We start from the raw sequence: 22,939 nt of genomic DNA, 5'->3' as shown, positions 1-22,939 counted from the left end.
CATGTATCATCTCACTGCCCTCGTCACGCTGCTGGCGATCGCATTTTATTTCTTTACCTGCATCAATGTCTCGCGGTCGCGGACCAAAACGGGCGTCAGGGTGCCGGCGATGACAGGCCATCCCGATTTCGAGCGCGCTTTCCGCATCCAGATGAACACGCTGGAATGGTTGCCGATCTTCCTGCCGGCGCTCTGGCTGTTTGCGATCCATATCGGCGACGCCGTCGCAGCCGGAATCGGCGCGGTCTGGATCATCGGCCGCATCGTCTATTTCATCGGCTATTCGAAGGCCGCCGCAAGGCGCGGCCCCGGCTTTGCGATCCAGGGCATCGCCGCGATTGCGTTGTGGGCAGGCGCTCTGGGGGCAGTGGTGCTGCGGCTGGTGTGAGGCTCGAGCAACCTCAACACACTCAGTGTCGTCCCGGCGCGAAGGCCGGGACGACGGCGGAGCTATTAGCGCGGTCCCCGCCTCACTTGGTCAGCGGGCAGCCGCTTTCCTTGGCGGTAAGGAAGGCCTGGTCGCCGGGGACCACGGCGAGCTGCTTGTAGTAGTCCCACGGCTTCTTCGATTCCGAGGGCTTCTTGACCTCGAACAGATACATGTCGTGGACCATGCGACCGTTCTGCAGCACCTTGCCCTTGGCGAAGGCGTCGTCGACCGGCAGCTCCTTCAGCTTCTTGGCGACCGCTTCGGTGTCCTTGGTGCCGGCGGCCTTCACCGCCTTCAGGTAGCTGAGCGTCGCCGAATAGGTGCCGGCGTGGATCATGCTCGGCATTCTCCCGGTGCGCTTGAAGAAGCGCTCGGAGAATGCCCGCGACGCATCGTCATGATCCCAATAGAAGCCTTCGGTCAGGACCAGGCCTTGCGCCGCCTGCAACCCGAGGCCGTTCACCTCCGCAAGCGTCATCAACAGACCGGCGAGCTTCTGGCCGCCGGAGACGATGCCGAACTCGGCCGCCTGCTTGATCGAGTTGGTGGTGTCCTGGCCCGCATTGGCGAGGCCGACGATCTTCGCCTTCGAGCTCTGCGCCTGCAGCAGGAAGGAGGAGAAGTCCGACGAGTTGAGCGGAACGCGGACCGAGCCGAGCACCTTGCCGCCATTGTGGGTGACGATCTCGCTGGTGTCCTTCTCCAGCGCGTAGCCGAAGGCGTAGTCCGCGGTGAGGAAGAACCAGGTATCGCCGCCGGCCTTGGTCAGCGCACCGCCGGTACCGACCGCGAGTGCATGGGTATCGAACGCCCAGTGGAAGCCATAGGGCGAGCAGGCGCTGCCGGTGATGCTCGAGGTCGCCGCGCCGACCACGATGTCGATCTTCTTCTTTTCCTTCGACAGGTCCTGCACGGCCAGCGCCACCGACGATGTCGTGAGTTCCGTGATCATGTCGACATTGTCGGCGTCGTACCAGCGGCGTGCAATGGAGGTGGCGAGGTCAGGCTTGTTCTGGTGATCGGCGGTGATCATCTCGACCTTCTGGCCGAGCACTTCGCCGCCAAAATCCTCGATCGCCATCTTGGCGGCTTCGACCGAGTACTTGCCGCCGTAGTCGGCATAGACGCCGGACTGGTCGTTGAGGATGCCGATCTTGACGCCCTGCGCGGAGGCTGGCGCCGCCAGCAACAGGGCAGAGGTTGCGACAGCGGCCAAAAGTGCTGATTTCATTCGTTGGCTCCCAGCAGTTTTCTGTTTTGAAATCGCGCGGATACTAATGAAGAACCCCGGGCCTGCCCATCCATTTCATGTTGGTCGTTAGTTGGAGGAAGCGCCAAGCAAACGGCGTCGTCCCGACACCGAGGTGGTCGATACGCCAGTGGTCAACCCCGGCCCTATGGAGCCACGACCTCCGGCTTCTTGTCGTTCCGCCCCTCGGCCAGGTTCCGCACCACCACATAGAAGATCGGTGTGAACAGAAGACCGAACAGGGTGACGCCGATCATGCCGAAGAACACGGCGACGCCGACAGCCTGACGCATTTCCGAGCCCGAGCCGGACGATATCACCAGCGGCAGCACGCCGAGGATGAAGGCGAAGGAGGTCATCAGGATCGGCCGCAAGCGCAGGCGGCAGGCGTCGATCACGGCCTCCAGCCGCGGCTTGCCTTCTTTTTCGATGTCGCGCGCAAACTCAACGATCAGGATCGCATTCTTCGCCGCGAGCCCCACGAGAACGACAAATCCGATCTGGGTGAGGATGTTGACGTCCTGCCCCATGATGCGCACACCGATGGTCGCAGCGAGCAGGCACATCGGCACGATCAGGATCACCGCGAACGGCAGCGTCCAGCTGCCATATTGCGCGGCGAGCACGAGATAGACGAACAGCACGCAGATCGGGAACACCAGCAGGCCGGCATTGCCGCCGGTGATTTGCTGGTAGGAAAGGTCGGTCCATTCGAAAGTGAAGCCGCTCGGCAAGGTATCGTCCGCAAGCTTCTTGATGGTGTTGAGCGCCGTGGTCGAGCTCACGCCCGGCGCTGGCTCACCCTGGAGCTCGGATGCTGCATAGAGATTGTAGCGGGCGACGCGGTCAGGGCCGGAGACATCCTTGAAGTCGACCACGCTGCCGAGCATCACCATGTCGCCGGAGGCGTTGCGCGTGCGTAGCCGCGCGAGGTCGGTCGGCTCTTTCCGGAACGGGAAATCGGCCTGCGCGGTGACGTGATAGGTCCGGCCGAACAGGTTGAAGTCGTTGACATAGGTCGATCCGAAATAGGTCTGGATCGTGTCGTTGATGTTGGCGATCGGCACCCCGAGCTTCTGCGCCTTGGTGCGGTCGATGTCGACGAAGAGCTGCGGAGTGTTGGCCGAGAACGGCGAGAACACCGTCGGAGCGAGCAGCAAGGGCGATTTGCGCGCCGCGGCGACGAGCTCGTCGGTGGCTGCGGCGAGCAGTTCAGGCCCGCGACCCTGGCGGTCCTGGATGCGGATGGTGAAGCCGCCGCCAGTGCCGATGCCGGGCACAGCCGGCGGCGGAATCACGATGATGAAGGCGCCCTGGATCGCTGCCAGGCGCTTGCGCAGCTCGACCGTGATGGCATTTGCGGTAAGCCCCTTCTTGATTCGTGCCTCGGGCTCCTCGAATACCGGGAACAGCGCCGCAGCGTTGCCGGCCTGCGTGCGCGTGGCGCCGGAGAAGCCGGCGAAGGCCGCGACGCGGACGATGCCCGGCGTATCCAGCGAGATCCGCTCGATCTCGCGCACGACCTCGGTGGTGCGCGCCAGCGAGGCCGCACCCGGCAATTGCACGGAGATGATGACGTAGCCGCGGTCCTGCGCCGGAATAAAGCCCTGCGGCGTGGTCCCGATCAGCCAGCCGGCACTGCCGATCAGGACCACATAGATCAGGATCATCACCACAGAATGCCGGATGACGAAATTGGCGACACCGGCATAGCCGTGCGCCAGCCGGTCGAACACGCGGTTGAAGGCACCCGTGAACGCGCTCCAGCCGCGGGCGAGGATATTCCAGCGCGCCGGCGGCCGCTTCTCCTCGTGCGGAACGAGGAGAAGCGAGGCCAGCGCCGGCGACAGCGTCAGCGAGCAGAAGCAGGAGATCGCGGTCGCGACCGCGATGGTGACGGCGAATTGCTGGAAGAATTGCCCGGATATGCCCCCTAAGAACGCGGTCGGGACGAACACGGCACACAGCACCAGCGCGATCGAGACCAGCGCGCCGCCGACCTCCTCCATGGTCTTGAGCGCGGCATCGCGCCTGCTCATGCCGTGCTCGAGATGTCGCTCGACATTCTCGACCACCACGATGGCGTCGTCGACCACGATGCCGACGGCGAGCACGAGGCCGAACAGGGTAAGGTTGTTGATGGAGAAGCCCAGCGCCGCCATCACTGCAAATGTGCCGACCAGCGAGACCGGGATCGCGATGATCGGAATGATCGCCGGCCGCCAGCCTTGCAGGAACACCAGCACGACGATCACCACGAGCAGCATGGCCTCGTAGATGGTCTTGATCAGCTCGTGGACCGACTGCGCGATGAACTCGGTCGGGTTGTAGCCGATATTGTAGTCGAGCCCCTTCGGAAAGCTCTCCTTGAGCTTCGTCATGGTGTCGGAGATGTTCTTTGCCGTGGCGAGCGCGTTCGATCCCGGCCGCTGCGTCACCAGCATGGCGACCGCCGATTTGCGCAGCAGGAAGCTGTTGGTGGAATACGCCAGCGCCCCGAGCTCGATGCGCGCGACGTCGCGCAGGCGCACCGTGCGGCCATCAGAGCCGGCCTTGATCAGGATATCCTCGAACTGCTTCTGGTCTTTCAAGCGCCCGGTGAAGGTGAGATTGGGCTGGAAGGCGCGGTCGGCGATCGGAGGTTCGGCGATCTGGCCGCCCGCGATCTGCACGTTCTGCGCCCGGATCGCGGCGAGCACTTCGGCCGAGGTCAGGCCGAGATTGGCGATCCGGTCGGGATCGAGCCAGAGCCGCATCGAATAGTCGCGTGCGCCGAAGATCTGGATGTCGCCGACGCCGTCGATCCGCAGCAGCTGGTCGCGGACCTGGAGCAGCGCGTAGTTGGAGATGTAGAGCTGGTCGAAGGTGTCGTCCGGCGACAGCATGAACACGACCATCAGGATGTCGGGCGAGTTCTTGCGGGTGACGACGCCGTTGCGCTGCACCTCGTCGGGCAGTTGCGGCTGCGCGATCGCGACGCGGTTCTGCACCAGCACCTGCGCCTTGTCGAGGTCGGTGCCGAGCTTGAAGGTGACGGTGATGGTGAGCTGGCCGTTCGAGGTCGCCTGGCTGTAGAGATACAGCATGTCCTCGACGCCGTTGATCTGTTGCTCTATCGGAGCGGCGACGGTGTCGGACACGGTTTGCGCCGACGCGCCCGGATATTGCGTGGTGACCACGACGGTCGGCGGCACCACCTGCGGATATTCGGAGACCGGCAGCGTGGTGTAGGCGAGCGCGCCGACGATCAGCAGCACGATCGACAGCACCATCGCCAGGATGGGCTGGTTGATGGAGAGACGGCCCAGGTTCATGATTTGCCACCGCCCGGCGCTGGCGCGGTCTGCGGGGCGACCTTGGCGCCGACGCGGGCGCGCTGAATGCCGTTGACGATGACGCGGTCGTCCGGCTTCAGGCCTTCGCGGATCACGCGCAAACCTTCGTCCAGCGGTCCGAGCACCACGGCACGCGCTTCCACGGTGTCGTCAGGCTTGACCACGAACACGATCTTGCGGGACTGGTCGGTCGCGACCGCCACGTCCGGAATCAGCAGCGCCTCGTAGGGCGCGCTGCCGATCAGCCTGATACGGCCGAACTGGCCGGGCAGGATCGAGAGATCGGTGTTCTTGACCACGGCGCGGCTGCGCAGCGTGCCGGTCGAGACGTCGAGGCGGTTATCGAGGAAGTTGATCGAGCCGTCATGCGACGGCTTGGTCTCGCCGGCCAGCGTCACCTGCACGGGGTTCGCGGTATCGCGCGAGCTCGGGCGCTTACCCTCGAACCACAGCTTGCTGTACTTCATGAACGTGGTCTCATCCATGTCGAAATAGACGTAGATCGGATCGAGCGTGACGATCGACGTCAGCAGCGTCGACGAGCCGTTGTCACTGCCCTGCACGAGATTGCCGGGACTGACGAGATGGCGGCTGACGCGGCCGGTGATCGGCGCGGTCACATGCGTGAACTCGATATTGAGCCGGGCGGCCTTCAGCGCACCTTCGGCCTGCGACACCGCGGCGTGTGCGGCCTGCAGGGCCTGGCGGCGCTGGTCGACGACCTGCTCCGAGACCGCGCTGGTCTGAACCAGGTTCAGGCCGCGGTCGAGCTCGCGCTTGGCAAGCTCCACCTTGGCGCGCGCATCGGACAGCTGGCCGTCGGCCTGTTCGGCCACCGCCTCGAACGGACGCGGGTCGATCACGTAGAGCAGATCGCCCTGGTGCACGATGGCGCCGTCCTGGAACTCGACGGAGTTGACGAAGCCGCCGACGCGGGGGCGCACCTGCACCTCCTCGACCGCCTCGAAGCGGCCGGTGAACTCATCCCAATCGGTGACGGTGCGCTTGACCGGCTGAGCGACGGTGACCGGCGCTGGCGGCGGGGCGCCCGCCTGCGAAGTCGGCTGTCCGCAACCGGTGAGCGCGAACGCCGCGGCGAGAAGCCCGGCAATTGTGTAGGGCCGAGGCGAAACGAAATCGTGCTTTTTGACAAACTGCTCGCTTCCGTCCGGTCCAGCCATCCCAGGTCCTCGCATAAAAGCCGCGGAAAAAGCAGGATACTCTTCTCCCCGCGGGCGCCACAAGATGGGTGGCAATGATGAACTCTTCAAGACCAAAGCGCGCGCATTGCTTTGAACGACGCCCCGGCCGGATGGCGGGTTGACAGATGGATGGTCGACTGCGCTCGAGCCGCATTGAAGGTGTCACCCTCCCCTGGAGGGCAGGGCTATCGCATATGAAGAAAAGCGTGGCGGGCAGCTTGCCTGCGGCCCATCCTTCGAGACGCCCGCCTACGGCGGGCCCTCAGGATGAGGTCGCGTTTTGCGGTGAGATATCAGACCCTCATGGTGAGGAGCCCGCCAAAGCGGGCGTCTCGAACCATGCAGGCCGAGGTCTTTCGGAAACCTCCCGCTGTCATATGCGATAGCCCTGCCCTGGAGGGGTAGGGCAAGAGTTGCCCCAGCGTCTTCGCACATGACGGGCGCGCCCGGCTCGGCTAGATTATCCTCACAAAAGCAAGACGAATTGTCCGGGAGGACAGGCGTGCACCAGGGACGTGTCGTTTACGGCGCGATCGAGGAGGTCGTGTTCGGTCACCCGGCGGCCGCGGCCATCGTCGCGCAGATGGACCGGCTGGGGACGCGCCGTGCGTTCCTCATGGTCTCCGGCACGCTGAACCGGCAGACCGACGAGATCACGAAGATCAAAGATGCGCTGGGCGCGCGCTGCGCCGGCCTGTTCGACGCGATGCCGGCGCACACGCCGCGCGAAGCGGTGATCGCGGCCACCAATGCGGCGCGCGAGGCGGGCGCCGATCTGATCGTCACGGTGGGCGGCGGCTCGATCACCGACGGCGCCAAGGCGGTGCAGCTCTGCCTCGCCAACGGCATCGACGACATCGAGGGCATCGAGCGTATCCGGGTGCACAAGGGCGTCGCGCCCGAGATGACTGCGCCGGTCGTGCGCCAGATCAGCGTGCCGACTACGATCGCCGGCGGCGAGTTCTCATCGATCGCGGGCGTCACCGACCGCAGCACGCATGTGAAGCAGATGCTGCGGCACCCGCTGACGGTGCCGCGGGCGACCATCCTCGATCCCGCCATCACCGTGCACACGCCGGAATGGCTGTTCCTCTCGACCGGCATCCGCGCCATCGATCATTGCGTCGAGGCGATCTGCTCGCGCGAAACCCATCCCTATGCCGACGCGCAATCGGTCAAGGGGCTCGCGATGCTGGCCGACTCGCTGCCGCGGGTGAAGGCCGACCCTTCCGATCTCGACGCGCGGATGGACGCCCAGATCGGCACCTGGCTGTCGATGGGCGCGCTCGCAGCCGGCGTGCCGATGGGGGCGAGCCATGGCATCGGCTACGTTCTGGGCGCGGCCTTCGACGTGCCGCACGGCCACACCTCCTGCATCATGCTGCCGGCCGTGATGCGATGGAACGCGAGCGCGAATGCCGAGCGCCAGATGATCGTCGCGGCCGCGATGGGCTTTCCCGGCCACAACGCCGCCGACGTGCTCGATGCCTTCATCCGTTCGCTCGGCATGCCGCGCAGCCTCGCCGACGTGCGCGTCTCGCCCGAGCATTTCGACGCCATCGCCGAACAGGCGATGCGCACGCCCTGGGTGCCGCGCAATCCGCGCAAGATCGACAGCCCGGCGCAGTTGCGCGAAATCCTGCTTCTCGCCGCATGATTCAAAGCCGGAGGATCGATGTACCCAGGTCAGCATGCCCGCCTACGCCCGCTCCAGCCTGCCTTCATCATGGCTGGAACAGGCGAGGCGGTCACCTATCGCGAGCTCGACGCGCGCAGCAATCGCCTGGCGCATCTGTTCCGCAAGCGCGGCCTGAAGCGGCTCGACCATTACTCGATCTTCATGGAGAACAATTCGCGCTACCTCGAAGCCTGCGGCGCGGGCGAGCGCTCCGGGCTGTACTACACCTGCATCAACTCGTTCCTGACGCCGGGCGAGCTCGCTTATCTCCTCGTCAACAGCCAGTCGAAGATCCTGATCACATCTGCGGCGAAACTCGACATCGCGCGCGAGGCGATCAAGGCCTGCCCCGACATCAAGCTCTGCATCGTCGCCGACGGCCCCGGGGAGAGCGACCGCATCGTCGGACTTGCCGAGGTGACCGCCGACATGCCGAAGACGCCGATTGCGGATGAATGGCTCGGCACCGCGATGCTCTACTCGTCGGGCACGACTGGACGGCCCAAGGGCATCCTGCGGCCGCTACCGGAGGAGCCGCCGAAGCACAATCTGCCGCTGTTCGATTTCCTGACAAAGCTTTGGCACTACCGCGAGGGCATGGTCTATCTGTCGCCGGCGCCGCTCTATCACTCGGCGCCGCAGGCGGCGGTCAACCTCACGATCCGCATGGGCGGGACCGTGATCATCATGGAGAATTTCGATCCCGAGCGCTACCTGCAGCTCGTGCAGCAGTGGGGCATCACCCATACCCAGCTGGTGCCGACGATGTTCTCGCGCATGCTGAAGCTGCCTGAGGAGGTACGAAAGCGCTACGATTTGTCCTCGCTGGAGATCGCGATCCACGCCGCCGCGCCCTGCCCGGCGCTGGTCAAGGACGACATCATCAAATGGTGGGGCCCGATCATCCACGAATATTACGGCGCGACCGAGGGCCTCGGCTTTACCGCCTGCAACAGCGAGGAATGGCTCGCCCATCGCGGCACCGTCGGCAAGGTGCTGCTCGGCGACCTCCATATCCTCGACGAGAACATGCAGGCGTGCCCGACCGGCACGCCGGGGCAAGTGTGGTTCAAGACTGGATCGCCGTTCGAATATTTCAACGATCCGGAGAAGACGAAAGAGGCGCGCTCGGCCGACGGCAGCATGAGCACGGTCGGCGACGTCGGCTATGTCGACGCGGATCGCTACCTCTACCTCACCGACCGTGCGACCTTCATGATCATCTCGGGCGGGGTGAACATCTATCCGCAGGAATGCGAGAATTTGCTCATCACCCATCCGAAGGTCGCGGACGCCGCGGTGTTCGGCGTCCCCAATCCCGATCTCGGCGAAGAGGTGAAGGCCGTGGTGCAGCCGATGCCGGGCGTGGTGCCGGGCGAGGCGCTCGCCGAGGAGCTGATCGCCTTCTGCGGCGCGTCATTGTCGCGGCAGAAGGTGCCGCGCTCGGTGGATTTCGAGAAGGAATTGCCGCGGCTGCCGACGGGGAAGCTTTACAAGCGCCTGCTGCGGGACCGGTATTGGGGGAACAAGACGTCAAGGATCGTGTGACAGGCACAACCACAAACTTCACTGTCATCCAGAACCAACGTCGGCGCGGACCCGGGACGACAGCGAAGCTTGTCGCGGCGGCTCGGCACAGGAACCATCCGTTCGCACCTGCACTCCCACATTATGAAATGTGTGAACCTCCTGCGGCCTCGCGTCATCCGAATTGTCGAGAGCGCTGCCGCCCTTGCGGGTTGCTTCGCAGGGCCCGCGTCGCTATCGTCGCGACAAACAGGCCGCAAAAGGCCGATGTCCAGGGAGGATGAGCATGCGGAGCGTATGGGCGCTCGCCGCGATGGCGGCGCTATCTGTGCTGACGGCCTCAACCACTACGCTCGCCGGCGAGCCCAAGCAGGGCGGTGTCCTGCGGATGTATCATCGCGACAGTCCGGCCAACGCCTCCATCCTCGAAGGTGCGACCTATTCGGTCAACGTGCCGTTCATGGGGGTCTTCAATAATCTCGTCATTTATGACCAGCACATCGCGCAGAACAGCCCTGATACCCTGAGGCCTGATCTGGCCGAGAGCTGGTCCTGGAGCAGCGACAACAAGAAACTGACGTTCAAGCTGCGTCAGGGCGTCAAATGGCATGACGGAAAGCCGTTCACATCGGCCGACGTCAAGTGCACTTTCGATCTCCTGATGGGCAAATCGCAGCAGAAGTTGCGGCAGAATCCACGCAAGGCCTGGTACAGCGAAGTCAACGACGTCACGCCCAACGGCGATTTCGAGGTCTCCTTCGATCTGAAGCGGCCGCAACCTTCGCTGCTGGCGATGCTCGCGTCCGGCTATACGCCGGTCTATCCCTGTCACGTCTCGCCGGCGGACATGCGCACCCATCCGATCGGAACCGGGCCGTTCAAATTCGTCGAGTTCAAGGCCAACGAATCGATCAAGCTGACGCGAAATCCTGACTACTGGAAGAAGGGCCTGCCATATCTCGACGGCATCGAGTACACGATCATCACGAACCGCTCGACCGCGATTCTCGCCTTCGTCGCCGGCAAGTTCGACATGACCTTCCCGACGCACATCACGATTCCGCTCTTGAAGGACATCAAGTCGCAGGCGCCGAACGCGGTTTGCGTCGTCGAGCCGACCAATGTCTCGACCAACATCATCGTCAATTCGACCTCCCCACCGTTCGACAACATCGATATCCGCCGAGCGATGGCGATGGCACTCGACCGGAAGGCCTTCGTCGATATCCTGTTCGAAGGCCAGGCCGATATCGGCGGCACCATGCTGCCGCCACCTCAGGGCATCTGGGGCATGCCCAAGGACAAGCTGGCGACCATTCCGGGCTATGGCCCTGACGTGAACGCGAGCCGGGAGGAAGCGAAGAAGCTGATGCAGAAGGCGGGCTACGGCCCGGACAAGCACCTCGCGGTAAAAATCTCGACGCGCAATATCGCCGAATATCGCGACCCCGCGGTGATCCTGATCGATCAGCTCAAGAGCATCTATATCGACGGCGAGCTCGACGTCGTCGAGACCGCGAACTGGTTCCCGAAAGTCGCGCGCAAGGATTACATGCTCGGCCTCAATCTGACCGGCAATTCCGTCGACGACCCCGACCAATCCTTCTACGAAAACTATTCCTGCGGCTCAGAACGGAACTACACCAATTACTGCAACAAGGAGATCGAGAAGCTGTTCGACGCGCAGTCGCAGGAGACCGACATCGGCAAGCGCAAGCCGCTGGTCTGGGATATCGACAAAAAGCTGCAGGAGGACGTCGCCCGTCCGATCATCTTCCATGCCCGGGCCGGTACCTGCTGGCAGCCCTATGTCAAGGGCGTCACGATCATGTCGAACAGCTCCTATAACGGCTTTCGCTACGAGGACGTGTGGCTCGACAAGTAGCGCGCCAGGCTGAAGACTAGCGGCTCGCGGAGGGCGAAGGATGTTTGCCTATCTGGTGCGGCGCCTGCTTCTGATGCTCGTGACCCTGTTCGGGATCTCGGTCGTCATCTTCTTCCTGCTGCGCATCGTGCCCGGCAACATCGTCGACATCCTGTTTGCCGCGGCCGGCTATGTCGATCCCGCCGACAAGGCCAATCTGGAAAAGGAGCTCGGCATCGACCAGCCGCTGATCTTGCAATACTGGCACTGGATCAGCGGTTTTCTGCGTGGTGACTTTGGTTACTCCTACGTCTCCGAGAAGCCGGCGCTCCAGGAGATCTTGCCGCGGATTCCGATCACCGCGCGGCTTGCCGGGCTGGCGCTGCTGTTCTCGGCGTCGATCGGCATTCCGCTCGGCGTCATCAGCGCGGTGAAGCAGGGCACGCGGCTCGATTACGCGCTCCGCGTCGTCAGCCTGAGCGGATTGTCGCTGCCTTCGTTCTGGCTTGGATTGCTCATCCTCACCGCGTCGGTGGCGATGTTCAATCGGATGCCGATCTTCAATCCAAATCCACAGACCTGGCTCGAGGCGTTCGCCACCTACGCCGTGCCCGCCGCCGCCGTCGGCTTCCGCAGCGCCGCGCTGACCATGCGCATCACCCGATCCTCGATGCTGGAGGTGCTGAGGCAGGACTATATCCGCACCGCGCGCGCCAAGGGCGCCTCCGATGCCACCGTGAATTATCAGCATGCGCTGAAGAACGCGATCCTGCCCGTCATCACCGTGATCGGCATCGAGGCCGCGTTCCTGATCGGCGGCCTCATTGTGACGGAGACCGTGTTCAACATCCCCGGCGTCGCCCGCTTCCTGGTCGAGGCGATCCGCTGGCGCGACTATCCGATCGTGCAGAACCTCGTGATGCTGATCGCCGTCGTGGTGGTGAGCGCCAATTTCATCGTCGACATGCTGTACGCCGTGTTCGATCCGCGGATCAGGTACACGGATTAGGAGAGCTGCTTGGCTACGATCGACTATGATCTCGAACTGAGACGCGCCGGCGCGCATGCTGCCGGCGGCTGGCGGCGTGTGCTGTTTCTGGCGCAACGGCACGTGCTGGGCGCGGCCGGCCTCGTCATCATGACACTGTTCGTGGTCACGGCGATCTTCGCCGATTTCATCGCGCGCTATGATCCCCTGACGATCGACGCCGCCGGCGCGCTGGCGCGCCCGAGCCTGACGCACTGGATGGGCACCGATTCCTTCGGCCGCGACGTCTTCAGCCGCATAATCCACGGCTCGCGGATCTCCCTTGCGGTCGGGATCGGCTCGACCGCGCTCGGCGGCGCGATCGGCGTCATCGTCGGATTGACCTCGGGCTATCTCTCCGGCTGGGTCGATCTTGTGTTCCAGCGCATCTCCGACGTTCTCCAGGCGCTGCCGCTGCTGGTTCTGGCCCTGATCATGACGGCGGCGCTCGGCCCGTCGCTCCCGAATGTCATCATCGCCATCGCCATTCCGCTGATCCCGACCGTGTCGCGCGTCGTCCGCGCCAACACGCTGGCGCTGCGCGAACTGCCATTCGTCGAGGCCGCCAAGTCGATCGGCATGAGCGAAGTGCGCATCGCACTGCGCCACGTGCTGCCGAACACGCTGGCGCCGCTGATCGTGCTTGCGACCGCGCAACTCGGCTCGACCATCCTGACCGAGGCCTCGCTCTCGTTCCTGGGCCTCGGCATTCCAGAGCCTTATCCGTCCTGGGGCCGCATGCTGTCGGAATCCGCGGCCGAATATGTCCGCACCGCGCCGTGGCTGGTGATCTTCCCGGGCATCGCGATCAGCCTCGCCGTGTTCGGCGCCAACCTGTTCGGCGACGCCCTGCGCGACATCCTCGATCCCCGGCAGCGCGGCTGATGGCGGAAAAATCCGATCTCGTGCTCGAGGTGAAGAATCTGAAGACGGTGTTCTTCACCAATTCCGGCCTGTTCAGGGCGGTCGACGACGTCTCGTTCACCGTGAGGCGCGGCGAGACGCTGGCCATCGTCGGCGAATCCGGCTGCGGCAAGAGCGTCACTGCCCTCTCGCTGATGCGGCTGGTACCCGACCCGCCCGGCCGCATCGTCGGCGGCTCGATCACGCTCGAAGGCACCGATCTGCTGGCACTGGACGAGGCAGCGATGCGCGCTGTCAGGGGCAACCGCATCTCCATGATCTTCCAGGAGCCGATGACCTCGCTCAATCCGGTGATGCGGATCGGCGACCAGATCGTCGAGGCCGTGCGGCTGCATCGGAACATGTCGTCGAAAGAGGCCCGCGACGTCGCGGTCGAGATGCTGCGCCTGGTGCGCATCCCCGAACCGGCGCGGCGCGCACGGGAATATCCGCACCAGCTCTCCGGCGGCATGCGCCAGCGCGCGATGATCGCGATGGCGCTGGCCTGCCGGCCGGCGCTGCTGCTCGCGGACGAGCCGACGACCGCGCTCGACGTCACCATCCAGGCGCAGATCCTGGCGCTGATCCTCGACCTCCAGAAGGAGCTCGGCACCGGGCTCGTGCTCATCACGCATGACCTCGGCGTCGTCGCGCAGACGGCGCAGCGCGTGATCGTGATGTACGCGGGCAGGAAAGTCGAGGAAGCCAGCGTCGAGGCGCTGTTCGCCGCGCCGATGCATCCCTACACGCGCGGGCTGATGGCCTCGATCCCGGCCGTGCCGGCGTCGGGTGTCGCCGCGCAGGAACGGCTGAACGAAATTCCCGGCACTGTGCCGTCGCTGGTCGGGCTGCCGAAAGGCTGCGCTTTTGCGCCGCGCTGCAAGCTCGCGATCAAGCGCTGCGAGGCCGAATATCCGCCGCTCACGGATTGGGGCGGCGGCCATCTCGCCGCATGCTGGCGCGCGGCCGACGTGGCGGAGGTGGCATGACCGAGGCGCTGCTCGAGGTCACCGATCTCACGAAACACTATCCGGTGCGCGCGGGCGTGTTGCGCCGGCAGGTCGGCACCGTGCATGCCGTCGACGGCGTCTCGTTTTCAGTTGGAGTCGGCGAGACGCTGGGCCTGGTCGGCGAATCCGGTTGCGGCAAATCGACGGTGGCACGCAGCGTGCTGCGGCTGGTGGAGCCGACCTCGGGCCAGATCCGCCTCGATGGCGCGGACATCACCCATCTCTCAAAGACGGCGCTGCGCCCGCACCGGCGCTCGATGCAGATCGTGTTCCAGGACCCGTTCGCCTCGCTCAATCCGCGCATGACCGCAGGCGACATCGTCGGCGAGCCGCTCGCCGTGCACGGGCTCGCGACCGGCAAGGCGCTGGAGGCACGCACAGCAAGGCTGTTCGAGCAGGTTGGCCTTCGGCCCGACCAGATGCGCAATTTCCCGCATCAATTCTCCGGCGGCCAGCGCCAGCGCATCTGCATCGCGCGCGCGCTGGCGCTCGGGCCGCGTCTGATCGTCTGCGACGAGCCGGTCTCCGCACTCGACGTCTCGATCCAGGCCCAGGTGATCAACCTCTTGATCGACCTGCAACGCCAGCACGGCTTCTCCTATCTCTTCATCGCGCACGACCTTGCCGTGGTCGCCCATATCAGCCACCGCGTCGCCGTGATGTATCTCGGACGCATCGTCGAGATCGCCGACAAGGACGAGCTGTTCCGCAGTCCGCGCCATCCCTACACGCAGGCCCTGCTCGCCTCGGTGCCGGTTGCGAACCCGCTCGCGAAGAAGCTCGTGCCGCTGGTCGACGGCGACGTGCCGAGCCCGGTCAATCCACCCTCCGGCTGCGCGTTCCACACCCGCTGCCGGTTTGCGATGGAGCGATGCAGGACGGAGCGGCCGGCGCTGGTGGATACCGGTGATCGTCATCAGGTGGCGTGTTTGCTCAATGAGGGGACGGGGCGACCGAACTCGATCCCGTAGGACGGGCAAAGCGAAGCGTGCCCACCATTCCATGGCAATCGCGGCACTGGTGGGCACGGCCCTATGCGCCTTTGCCTACCCTACGATAGCGTCGTGCCGGCCTACCCCGCCCCGATCTCGGCCACGATCCTTCCCGTCGTCACCTGCTCGCCCTCCGCGACGTCGATCGCGGCAATGACTCCGTCGATACCGGCCTTGTGGACGTGCTCCATCTTCATCGCTTCGAGCGTCAGCACCGGTTGGCCGGCAGTGACGCGCTCGCCGGGCTTCACCAGGACCGCGACGACGCGGCCGTTCATGGCGGCGCGGACTTTTCCGTCGCCGCCATTGCTCGCGGCAGCCTTCGGCGCGGCGAGGGTGAGATCGGTGACCGCAAGCGGAATGCCGCGGTGTTGAAGGTAGAGCTGGTTCCCGCCGCGCAGGAATCTTGCGCTGTCCATCACGCCATCATGGCGAAAGCGGATCGCGTCGGCATCGAGCTGGTCGATCTCGAACCTGTCTTGCCGTCCGTCGACGGCAACGGTGTAGCCGCCATCGCGCTCGCGGGTGACCTCGAGCTCACACGCGTGACCCGCGATTTCGATTTTCGCGGGCAGAGGGAACGTAGCCGCAAGGCTCCGTCCGCTGTGCCACGACGGCGCGCGCGGATTTGTCACGTAGAGCAGCAAGCCCGCCAACGCCGTTTCGAATGCGGCGTCGGCGCGCGGCGCCAGCAACTCGTCGCGGTGCGCGCCGATGAAGGCCGTCGTCGCCTCGCCCCTGGCAAAGCCGGGATGACGCAGGCAGGCCATCAGGAACGCCTGGTTGGTGGTGACGCCGAATGCTGTCAGTTGCTCCAGCCCGACGATCAGCCGTCCCCTCGCCTCCTCGCGCGTGGCGCCGTGGCTGATCACCTTGGCGATCATGGAATCGTAGAACGGCGGGATCTCCGAGCCCGATTGCAGCGCATGCTCGACGCGGATGTCCTCCGGGACCTGCCAGAGCGCCATGCGGCCGGACTGCGGCATGAAATCCTGTGCGGCATCTTCCGAGCAGAGCCGCACCTCGATGGCATGGCCTTCGAAGCGAATGTCCTGCTGTTTCACCGGCAATGTCTCGCCGCGCGCCACGCGCAGCTGGAGCTCGACGAGATCGAGCCCGGTGATCGCCTCGGTCACGGGATGCTCGACCTGGAGCCGCGTGTTCATCTCCATGAAGTAGAACTCGCCGTTCGTATCGAGCAGGAATTCCAGCGTGCCGGCGCCCTCATAGCGCAGCGCCTTCACGGCGGCGACCGCGACCTCACCCATTCTGGCGCGCAACTCCGGCGTCACCGCCGGCGACGGCGCCTCCTCGATCAGCTTCTGGTGTCGCCGCTGTACCGAGCAGTCGCGCTCGCCGAGATGGATGGCGTTGCCGTGGCTGTCGCCGAAGACCTGGATCTCGATGTGGCGCGGATTCTGGATGGCGCGTTCGAGGATCACGGTCGGATCGCCAAAGGCGGCCTTGGCCTCCGACCGTGCACTGCGCAGCGCATCCGGAAACGAAGCTACATCGGTCACGAGCCGCATGCCGCGTCCGCCACCGCCGGCGACAGCCTTGATCATCACGGGGAAGCCAATCTTCCTGGCTTCCGCAAGCATGACATCGTCGCCCTGGTCGGCTCCCTGGTAGCCGGGCACGCAGGGCACGCCGGCCTTCTTCATGATCTCCTTGGCGCCGGCCTTGTTGCCCATCGCCTCGATCGCCTGTGGCGACGGGCCGATGAAGACGAGGCCAGCGTCCTTGCAGGCCTGCGCAAAATCCTCGTTCTCGGCGAGGAAGCCGTAGCCGGGATGCACGGCATCCGCGCCGCTGGCTTTCGCCGCGGCAATGATCGCGGGAATGTTGAGATAGGACCGCGCCGGCAGCGCTTCGCCGATGCGCACGGCCTGATCGGCCTGCCGCACATGGAGGGCATCGCTATCCGCATCCGAATAGACCGCGATGACGCCAAGGCCGAGCCGGCGCGCGCTGCGCATCACCCGCAGCGCAATCTCGCCGCGATTGGCGATCAGAACCCTGAAGTACGGCCGGTGCTGCACTGATCCGTTCCTCATGGGCGGGCCACCGAGAACTGCATGCGCTGAGGTGTCCGTGCGTCGCCCTCGCGGCAGATCGCAAGTACCTCAGACAGGACCGCGCGGGTGTCGCGCGGATCGATCACGCCGTCGTCGAGCACGCGCGCGCTGGTCGAGAACACGTCCATCTGGCCGTCGAACACGCCGATGATCTGCGCCTTCATGGCGTCGAGCTTGTCCTTTTCGATCGGCTTGCCGCGGCGGGCTGCGGCGGCTTCCGTCACGATCGCCATGGTCTCGGCGGCCTGCTCGCCGCCCATCACGGCAGTCTTGGCGTTCGGCCAGGAGAAGCAAAAGCGCGGGTGGAAACCGCGGCCGCACATGCCGTAATTGCCGGCGCCGAACGAGGCGCCGCAATAGATCGTGATTTGCGGTACCGTCGCCGACGTCACCGCCTGGATCATCTTCGAGCCGTGCTTGATCATGCCGGCTTCTTCATAGGCCTTGCCGACCATGTAGCCGGTGGTGTTGTTCAGATACAGCAGCGGCGTGCGGGTCTGGCAGCAGGCCTGGATGAAATGCGTTGCCTTGTTGGCGCCGGCCGGATCGAGCGGGCCGTTGTTGGTGATGATGCCGATCGCCTGCCCTTCGATGCGTGCATGGCCACAGACGGTGGCCGGACCGTAATTCGGCGCCATCTCGGTGAAATCGGAATCGTCGACGATGCGTGCGATCACCTGCTTCATGTCCACGGGGCGCTTGTGGTCCATCGGCATGATACCGAGCAGCTCGTCCTGGTCGTAGCGCGGCGGCTTGTGATCAGCTTCCGCCCGGCCCGGCCGCTCCCACTCCAGAGCCGCCATGATCTCGCGCGCGATACGCAGGGCATCGCGGTCGTCCTCGGCGAGATAGTCGCCGAGGCCGGAGACCTGCGTGTGCATCTCGGCGCCGCCAAGTTCTTCTTCCGTGGCGATCTCGCCGGTCGCGGCCTTCAGCAGCGGCGGCCCCGCGAGGAAGGCGCGGGTGCGGCCGCGCACCATGACGATGTAGTCGGACAGGCCCGTTTGATAGGCGCCACCGGCAGTGGACGAGCCGTGCGTGACGGTAACGACCGGCAGCCCCGCCGCCGAAAGCCGCGCCAGATTGCGGAAGATGTTGCCGCCGCGGACGAAATCCTCGACGCGGTAGCGCAAAAGGTTGGCGCCGGCGCTTTCGACCAGTTGCACGTAGGGCAGCTTGTTCTCTAGCGCGAGCTCCTGCACACGCAGCGTCTTATCGAGGCCATAGGGTTGCAGTGCGCCGGCATCGATGCCGGAATCATTGGCGCTGACCATGCAGCGGACTCCCGAGACGAAGCCGATGCCGGCGATGACGCCGCCGCCCGGCACGCTCTTGTCGGCATCCGGCACATCGAACATGTAGCCGGCCAGCGTCGACAGCTCGATGAACGGCGCGCCAGGATCGAGCACCAGCGCGACGCGTTCGCGCGGCAGCAGCTGCCCGCGCTTGTGGAAGCGCTCCTTTGCCGCGGCCGAGGCTGCGCGCGTACGCTCTTCCAGCGCGCGCATGCGGTCGATCAGTCCGAGCATGCCGTCGCGGTTGGCGCGGTAGCCGGCACTGCCAGGGGAAACGGTGTTTTCGAGAATGGACATGACTTGATCCTGCTCGTCATTGCGAGGAGCGAAGCGACGAAGCAATCCAGACTGCCTCAACGGAAAGATTCTGGATTGCTTCGCTTCGCTCGCAATGACGGATGAGGCGATACCTTACCGATTCGTCCCAAATATCTTTCGCGCTTCCGCCGGGCTCGCGATCTCACGGCCCGCGCGCCGGGCGCAGGCGGCGATGGCCTCGATCAACTGGCCGTTCGACGTCACCTTCTTGCCGTCGGCGAGATAAAAGGCGTCCTCGAGGCCGGTGCGCAGATGGCCGCCGAGCTCGGCGCAGCGCTGATGCAGCGGCCAGATCTCTTCGCGGCCAATGGCGGTGACCTGCCAATGCGCTTCGGGGCGCTTCAGCTTGAGCAGGATCGGCAGCAGCTCCGGATCCGACGGCATGCCGGAGGCGACGCCCATGACGAAATTATATTCGAGCGGACCCTTGTACATGCCGACCTGGGTGTACATGCCGACACAACGCACGATGCCGACGTCGAAACATTCGAACTCGGGGATGGTGCCGACCGCGTTCATGACGTCGAGATAGTCCTTCACTTTCTCGACCGCGTTGTCGAACATCATCGGCGGCCAGGCCCAGCTGTTGTCGGCCTTCACTTTCAGATAATTCAGCGAACCGGCGTTGCAGGCCGCAATCTCGGGCCTGGTCTCACGGATGCATTCGAGCGCGCCGCTGTAGTTCGGCCCTGATACCCCGGATGTGTGATTGATGAGGACGCCGGGACATGCTTCGCGGATCGCCTGCTGGATTTCCTTGCTGACGCTGACCTCCCAGGAGGGCAGATGTCCCTTGTTCGGCGCCTGCTGACGCAGATGGATGTGCATGATGGACGCGCCCGCATCGAACGCAGCCTTGGCCTCGCGCGCCATTTCTTCAGGCGTGACCGGCACGTTGTGCTGCTTCGGATCGGTGAGCACACCGTTCAGCGCGCAGGTGATGACGGCCTTGTCGCTCATGCCCTAGATATCTCGCACGTTGAGAATTCAACGCTTGCGATCATGTGATGCGCGGCATGCGGCTTCTTGCGCGGAGAAGCTGGAAAGCGAGATGCTGCAGGGCGGGCAATGGCGCTCCTGCGCCGTGCCCACCATCTCTCCAGACCTTGCGCAGGCGGTGGGCACGCTTTCGCTTTGCCCGCCCTGCAAGAGCGACGCTAGCTCGCCTCCGCCAGCCGTACCGTCTCGCTGCTGCGATAGATCGCGAGGTCGCGCGAGCCGACGAAGATCGCGCGCGGCTTCAATCCGTAGAAGCGGCGGATCGAGTGGCTGAAATGGGTCGAGTCGGGATAACCGATGTCCTGCGCGAGATGGGCGAGGTTGAGGTCCTGGTTGGCGAAATGCAGCAGGTGCCGCGCGCGCTTCCAGGCGCGGAAGGACCGGAATGAGATGCCGGTCTCTTCCTTGAACAGATGCAGGAAGCGCGACGCCGAGAGCCCCGCTTCGGCCGCACAAGTATCCGCGGTCACCGGCTCTCCGGAGAAGCGGCCGATGCGGGCCACTGCGCGCATCACGCGCGGGTCGAGCACGCGGCGCGGCAGCGCCTCGCCAAAACACATCTCGTCGAATTCGGCGGTGGTGATGTCGTTATAGCGGCGCTGGCGCAGCAACGTATAAGCGGCGAGGATCTTGCGGGCATAGACGGCCTTGTCCGGTCCGGTCAGCCGCTCAGCCAGAGCCTCGATCACGCCATCCGGCAAGCTCTCGGGCTCGAGCGTCACGCTGATTGCGGTGCGGTAGTCGCTGGCGATGGAATGCCGCTGGTTCGGCAGGGTGACGAACAGCTCGCCGGTGGCGAGGGCGTCGTCGATCGTCAGATGCAGGCTGCCTTTGACCGCCACGTAGACGTGACAGCAGCCGGGCGTCCGCTTGCGGGGGCGGCCGAGCAGGCCGGCATAGAACACCCGCTCCGGCGTGATCAGCATCAGATGGTCGGATTCGCGACCGTTATCTTCCATGGGGATCCTCCTCGCGCGGCTCTTTGGCCGCTGCGGACGGAGATCACCTTAGCCTAAATTCGGGCGGTGTCACGGCGGGATAGCGCTGTCATGGCGCGCAAAAGGTCAGCATTCCCGGGCGGCTGTCGAACCGCATCCGGAACCCTTCAACAATCGTCGTCCCGGCCTTACGCCGGGACGACAAGTCTTAGGCCCTTACCCTCGGCACAATGTTCTGCTCGATCCCGGCCTTCTGCTCTGCAGCAACCGCGCGCTTGAAGCCGTCGCGCTGCTGCAAACGCGCCCAATAGGCTGCGACATTTGGCCCAAAATCCTTGGCCAGCCCGATATTGTCGGCGAGGCGGAGCGCATAGCCGATCACGACATCTGCGGCGGTGAAGCGGCCGGCACACAGGGTTTCGGCATTTGCGGTGGCGGCCTCGACGGCGCGCAGCCGGCCCAGAAACCATTTGGCGTAGTCGCCGGCGACCTGCGGATTGCGGCGCTCCTCCGGCTCGAGCTGGGTGTATCGGAGCACCAGCGTTTGCGGGAAGGTTAACGTGGCGTCGCTGAAATACATCCAGTTCAGGAAGGCGCCATAGGCGGGATCCTCCGGACCGACCATCAGCGGCGTCGGCCCGTGCTTGATGCCGAGATAGTGGCAGATGCCGGAGGACTCGGTCATCTTCGTCTCGCCGTCGATCAGGAAAGGGATCGTGCCAAGCGGATTGATGCCGAGATAATCCTTGGCAAAGACCCTCGGCGGGAACGGCAGCATTTTGAGCTCATACGGCAGCCCCATCTCCTCCAGCATCCAGAGCGGGCGGAACGAGCGCGCGGCGTCGCAGTGATAGAGCGTGATCATCAGGAACTTCCCTTGCTGCCGGGCAGCGTGCCCATCATCTTGCACAGGACCATCAGCATGACCTCGTCGGCGCCGCCGCCGATCGAGGTCAGCCGGCCGTCGCGATAGGCGCGGCTGACCGGCGTCTCGTTGGTAAAGCCCATTCCGCCCCAATATTGCAAGCAGGCGTCGGTGAGCTCGCGGCCGAGCCGGCCGGCCTTCAGCTTGGCCATGGTCGCAAGCTTCGTCACGTCCTCGCCGGCGACCAGCTGCTCGGCGGCGCGATAGATCAGCGCGCGCAACAGCTCGACCTCGGTCTGCATCTCCGCGAGCTTGAAGTGGACGACCTGGTTGTCGAGAATCGACTTACCGAACGCCTTGCGGTTTCTCGTGTATTCGATCGTTTCATTGATGATGTATTCGTGCGACTTCAGGCAGGCGGCGGCGCCCCAGAGCCGCTCCTCCTGGAACTGGATCATCTGGTAGGTGAAGCCTTTGCCCTCCTCGCCGATCCGGTTGCGCTTGGGCACGCGGACATCGTCGAAGAATATCTGCGCGGTGTCGGAGGAGCGCATCCCCATCTTGTCGAGCTTTCGCGCGACGGTGACGCCCTTGGTCTTCATGGGCACGCAGATCAGCGACTTGTTGCGGTGAACGGGCCCGTCGCCGGTGTTGGCGAGCAGGCAGATCCAGTCAGCCTGTGTGCCGTTGGTGATCCACATCTTGCCGCCATCGATGACGTAGTCGTCGCCATCCGAACGCGCGTTGGTCTTGATCGAGGCGACGTCCGAGCCCGCGCCCGGCTCGGAGACACCGATGCAGGCAACGAAGTCGCCCGAGATCGAGGGGCTGAGAAACTCGCGCCGCACCTCGTCCGAGCCGAACCGCGCCAGCGCCGGCGTCGCCATGTCGGTCTGCACCCCGATCGCCATCGGCACGCCGCCGCAGGTGATGGCGCCCAGTTCTTCCGCCATCATCAGCGCGTAGGAATAGTCGAGACCCGAGCCGCCGAACTCGAGCGGCTTGTTGAGGCCGAGAAAGCCGAGGCTGCCCATTTTCCTGAACAGCTCGTGCGCCGGGAAGATGCCGGCCTTCTCCCATTCATCGACATGGGGGTTGATCTCGCCCGCGATGAATTTTTGCAAGCTCCGGCGGATCTCGTCGTGGTCGGCGGTGAATAGCATTCTCTCTCCATCGTCATTCCGGGATGGCCCGAAGGGCCAGGCCCGGAATCCATAACCACGGCTGGT

General features: G+C 64.7%; 17 protein-coding genes. 8 read left to right on the top strand and 9 right to left on the bottom strand.

All coding sequences use genetic code 11. The features are described 5' to 3' along the window. The first annotated feature begins 1 nt into the window (after position 1). Entirely contained in the window at positions 2-388 is a 387-nt protein-coding gene (locus JQ572_RS16425) for an MAPEG family protein (RefSeq protein ID WP_211384069.1), read from the top strand. An 82-nt stretch (positions 389-470) separates the two neighbouring features. On the opposite strand, the gene JQ572_RS16420 is transcribed toward JQ572_RS16425, so the two are convergent. The 3 genes from JQ572_RS16420 to JQ572_RS16410 form a co-directional block, all read right to left on the bottom strand. Next, complete coding sequence (locus tag JQ572_RS16420) at positions 471-1,661, bottom strand: ABC transporter substrate-binding protein (RefSeq protein ID WP_211384068.1); 1,191 nt, start codon at positions 1,659-1,661, stop codon at positions 471-473. Between the two features lie 164 nt (positions 1,662-1,825). Further along, positions 1,826-4,993, bottom strand: coding sequence for an efflux RND transporter permease subunit (locus JQ572_RS16415; protein WP_211384067.1), 3,168 nt, complete (start codon positions 4,991-4,993; stop codon positions 1,826-1,828). Beyond that, complete coding sequence (locus JQ572_RS16410) at positions 4,990-6,195, bottom strand: efflux RND transporter periplasmic adaptor subunit (RefSeq protein ID WP_211384066.1); 1,206 nt, start codon at positions 6,193-6,195, stop codon at positions 4,990-4,992. The genes JQ572_RS16415 and JQ572_RS16410 overlap by 4 nt, the downstream gene beginning before the upstream one ends. 523 nt (positions 6,196-6,718) lie before the next feature. Here JQ572_RS16410 and JQ572_RS16405 point away from each other — a divergent pair. The 7 genes from JQ572_RS16405 to JQ572_RS16375 all read left to right on the top strand — a co-directional run bounded on the left by JQ572_RS16405 (position 6,719) and on the right by JQ572_RS16375 (position 15,196). Continuing rightward, a complete protein-coding gene (locus JQ572_RS16405; protein WP_211384065.1) occupies positions 6,719-7,873 on the top strand; it encodes an iron-containing alcohol dehydrogenase in 1,155 nt (384 codons plus the stop codon). Positions 7,874-7,891: 18 nt separating this feature from the next. Further along, positions 7,892-9,442, top strand: a complete 1,551-nt coding sequence (locus JQ572_RS16400) for an AMP-binding protein (protein ID WP_211384064.1) — start codon at positions 7,892-7,894, stop codon at positions 9,440-9,442. A gap of 265 nt (positions 9,443-9,707) precedes the next feature. Continuing rightward, entirely contained in the window at positions 9,708-11,306 is a 1,599-nt protein-coding gene (locus JQ572_RS16395) for an ABC transporter substrate-binding protein (RefSeq protein ID WP_211384063.1), read from the top strand. A gap of 40 nt (positions 11,307-11,346) precedes the next feature. Further along, positions 11,347-12,294 (top strand): ABC transporter permease, encoded by a 948-nt coding sequence (locus JQ572_RS16390; protein ID WP_211384062.1) that lies wholly within the window; start codon positions 11,347-11,349, stop codon positions 12,292-12,294. A 9-nt stretch (positions 12,295-12,303) separates the two neighbouring features. Beyond that, positions 12,304-13,197: an ABC transporter permease gene (locus JQ572_RS16385; protein ID WP_211384061.1), complete on the top strand. Its 894-nt coding sequence runs from the start codon at positions 12,304-12,306 to the stop codon at positions 13,195-13,197. After that, positions 13,197-14,204, top strand: coding sequence for an ABC transporter ATP-binding protein (locus tag JQ572_RS16380; RefSeq protein WP_211384060.1), 1,008 nt, complete (start codon positions 13,197-13,199; stop codon positions 14,202-14,204). Before JQ572_RS16385 ends, JQ572_RS16380 begins: the two co-directional genes overlap by 1 nt. Continuing rightward, positions 14,201-15,196 (top strand): ABC transporter ATP-binding protein, encoded by a 996-nt coding sequence (locus JQ572_RS16375; RefSeq protein ID WP_211384059.1) that lies wholly within the window; start codon positions 14,201-14,203, stop codon positions 15,194-15,196. The genes JQ572_RS16380 and JQ572_RS16375 overlap by 4 nt, the downstream gene beginning before the upstream one ends. A 101-nt stretch (positions 15,197-15,297) precedes the next feature. Here the strand turns inward: JQ572_RS16375 and JQ572_RS16370 are convergent, their stop codons facing one another. The 6 genes from JQ572_RS16370 to JQ572_RS16345 all read right to left on the bottom strand — a co-directional run bounded on the left by JQ572_RS16370 (position 15,298) and on the right by JQ572_RS16345 (position 22,873). Continuing rightward, positions 15,298-17,274 carry an acetyl-CoA carboxylase biotin carboxylase subunit gene (locus JQ572_RS16370; protein ID WP_211384058.1) on the bottom strand — a complete coding sequence of 659 codons (1,977 nt, stop codon included), beginning with the start codon at positions 17,272-17,274 and terminating at the stop codon, positions 15,298-15,300. Further along, on the bottom strand, positions 17,271-18,887 hold the full coding sequence (locus JQ572_RS16365) for an acyl-CoA carboxylase subunit beta (protein ID WP_211384057.1): 1,617 nt from the start codon (positions 18,885-18,887) through the stop codon (positions 17,271-17,273). The genes JQ572_RS16370 and JQ572_RS16365 overlap by 4 nt, the downstream gene beginning before the upstream one ends. Positions 18,888-19,001: 114 nt before the next feature. Next, positions 19,002-19,868, bottom strand: coding sequence for a beta-keto acid cleavage family enzyme (locus JQ572_RS16360; RefSeq protein ID WP_211384056.1), 867 nt, complete (start codon positions 19,866-19,868; stop codon positions 19,002-19,004). A gap of 197 nt (positions 19,869-20,065) precedes the next feature. Continuing rightward, the gene (locus tag JQ572_RS16355; protein ID WP_211384055.1) at positions 20,066-20,866 is read right to left on the bottom strand and encodes an AraC family transcriptional regulator; all 801 of its coding nucleotides are present in this window, start codon (positions 20,864-20,866) and stop codon (positions 20,066-20,068) included. Between the two features lie 187 nt (positions 20,867-21,053). Next, on the bottom strand, positions 21,054-21,710 hold the full coding sequence (locus JQ572_RS16350) for a glutathione S-transferase family protein (RefSeq protein ID WP_211384054.1): 657 nt from the start codon (positions 21,708-21,710) through the stop codon (positions 21,054-21,056). Next, complete coding sequence (locus tag JQ572_RS16345) at positions 21,710-22,873, bottom strand: acyl-CoA dehydrogenase family protein (protein ID WP_211384053.1); 1,164 nt, start codon at positions 22,871-22,873, stop codon at positions 21,710-21,712. Before JQ572_RS16345 ends, JQ572_RS16350 begins: the two co-directional genes overlap by 1 nt. Positions 22,874-22,939: the final 66 nt, after the last annotated feature.

The sequence above is a fragment of the Bradyrhizobium sp. SZCCT0153 genome (assembly GCF_018129995.1).
GTDB classification, from domain to species: domain Bacteria; phylum Pseudomonadota; class Alphaproteobacteria; order Rhizobiales; family Xanthobacteraceae; genus Bradyrhizobium; species Bradyrhizobium japonicum_G.
The sequence above is the reverse complement of the archived record's forward strand: the minus strand, read 5'-3'. Positions and strand labels throughout refer to the sequence as shown.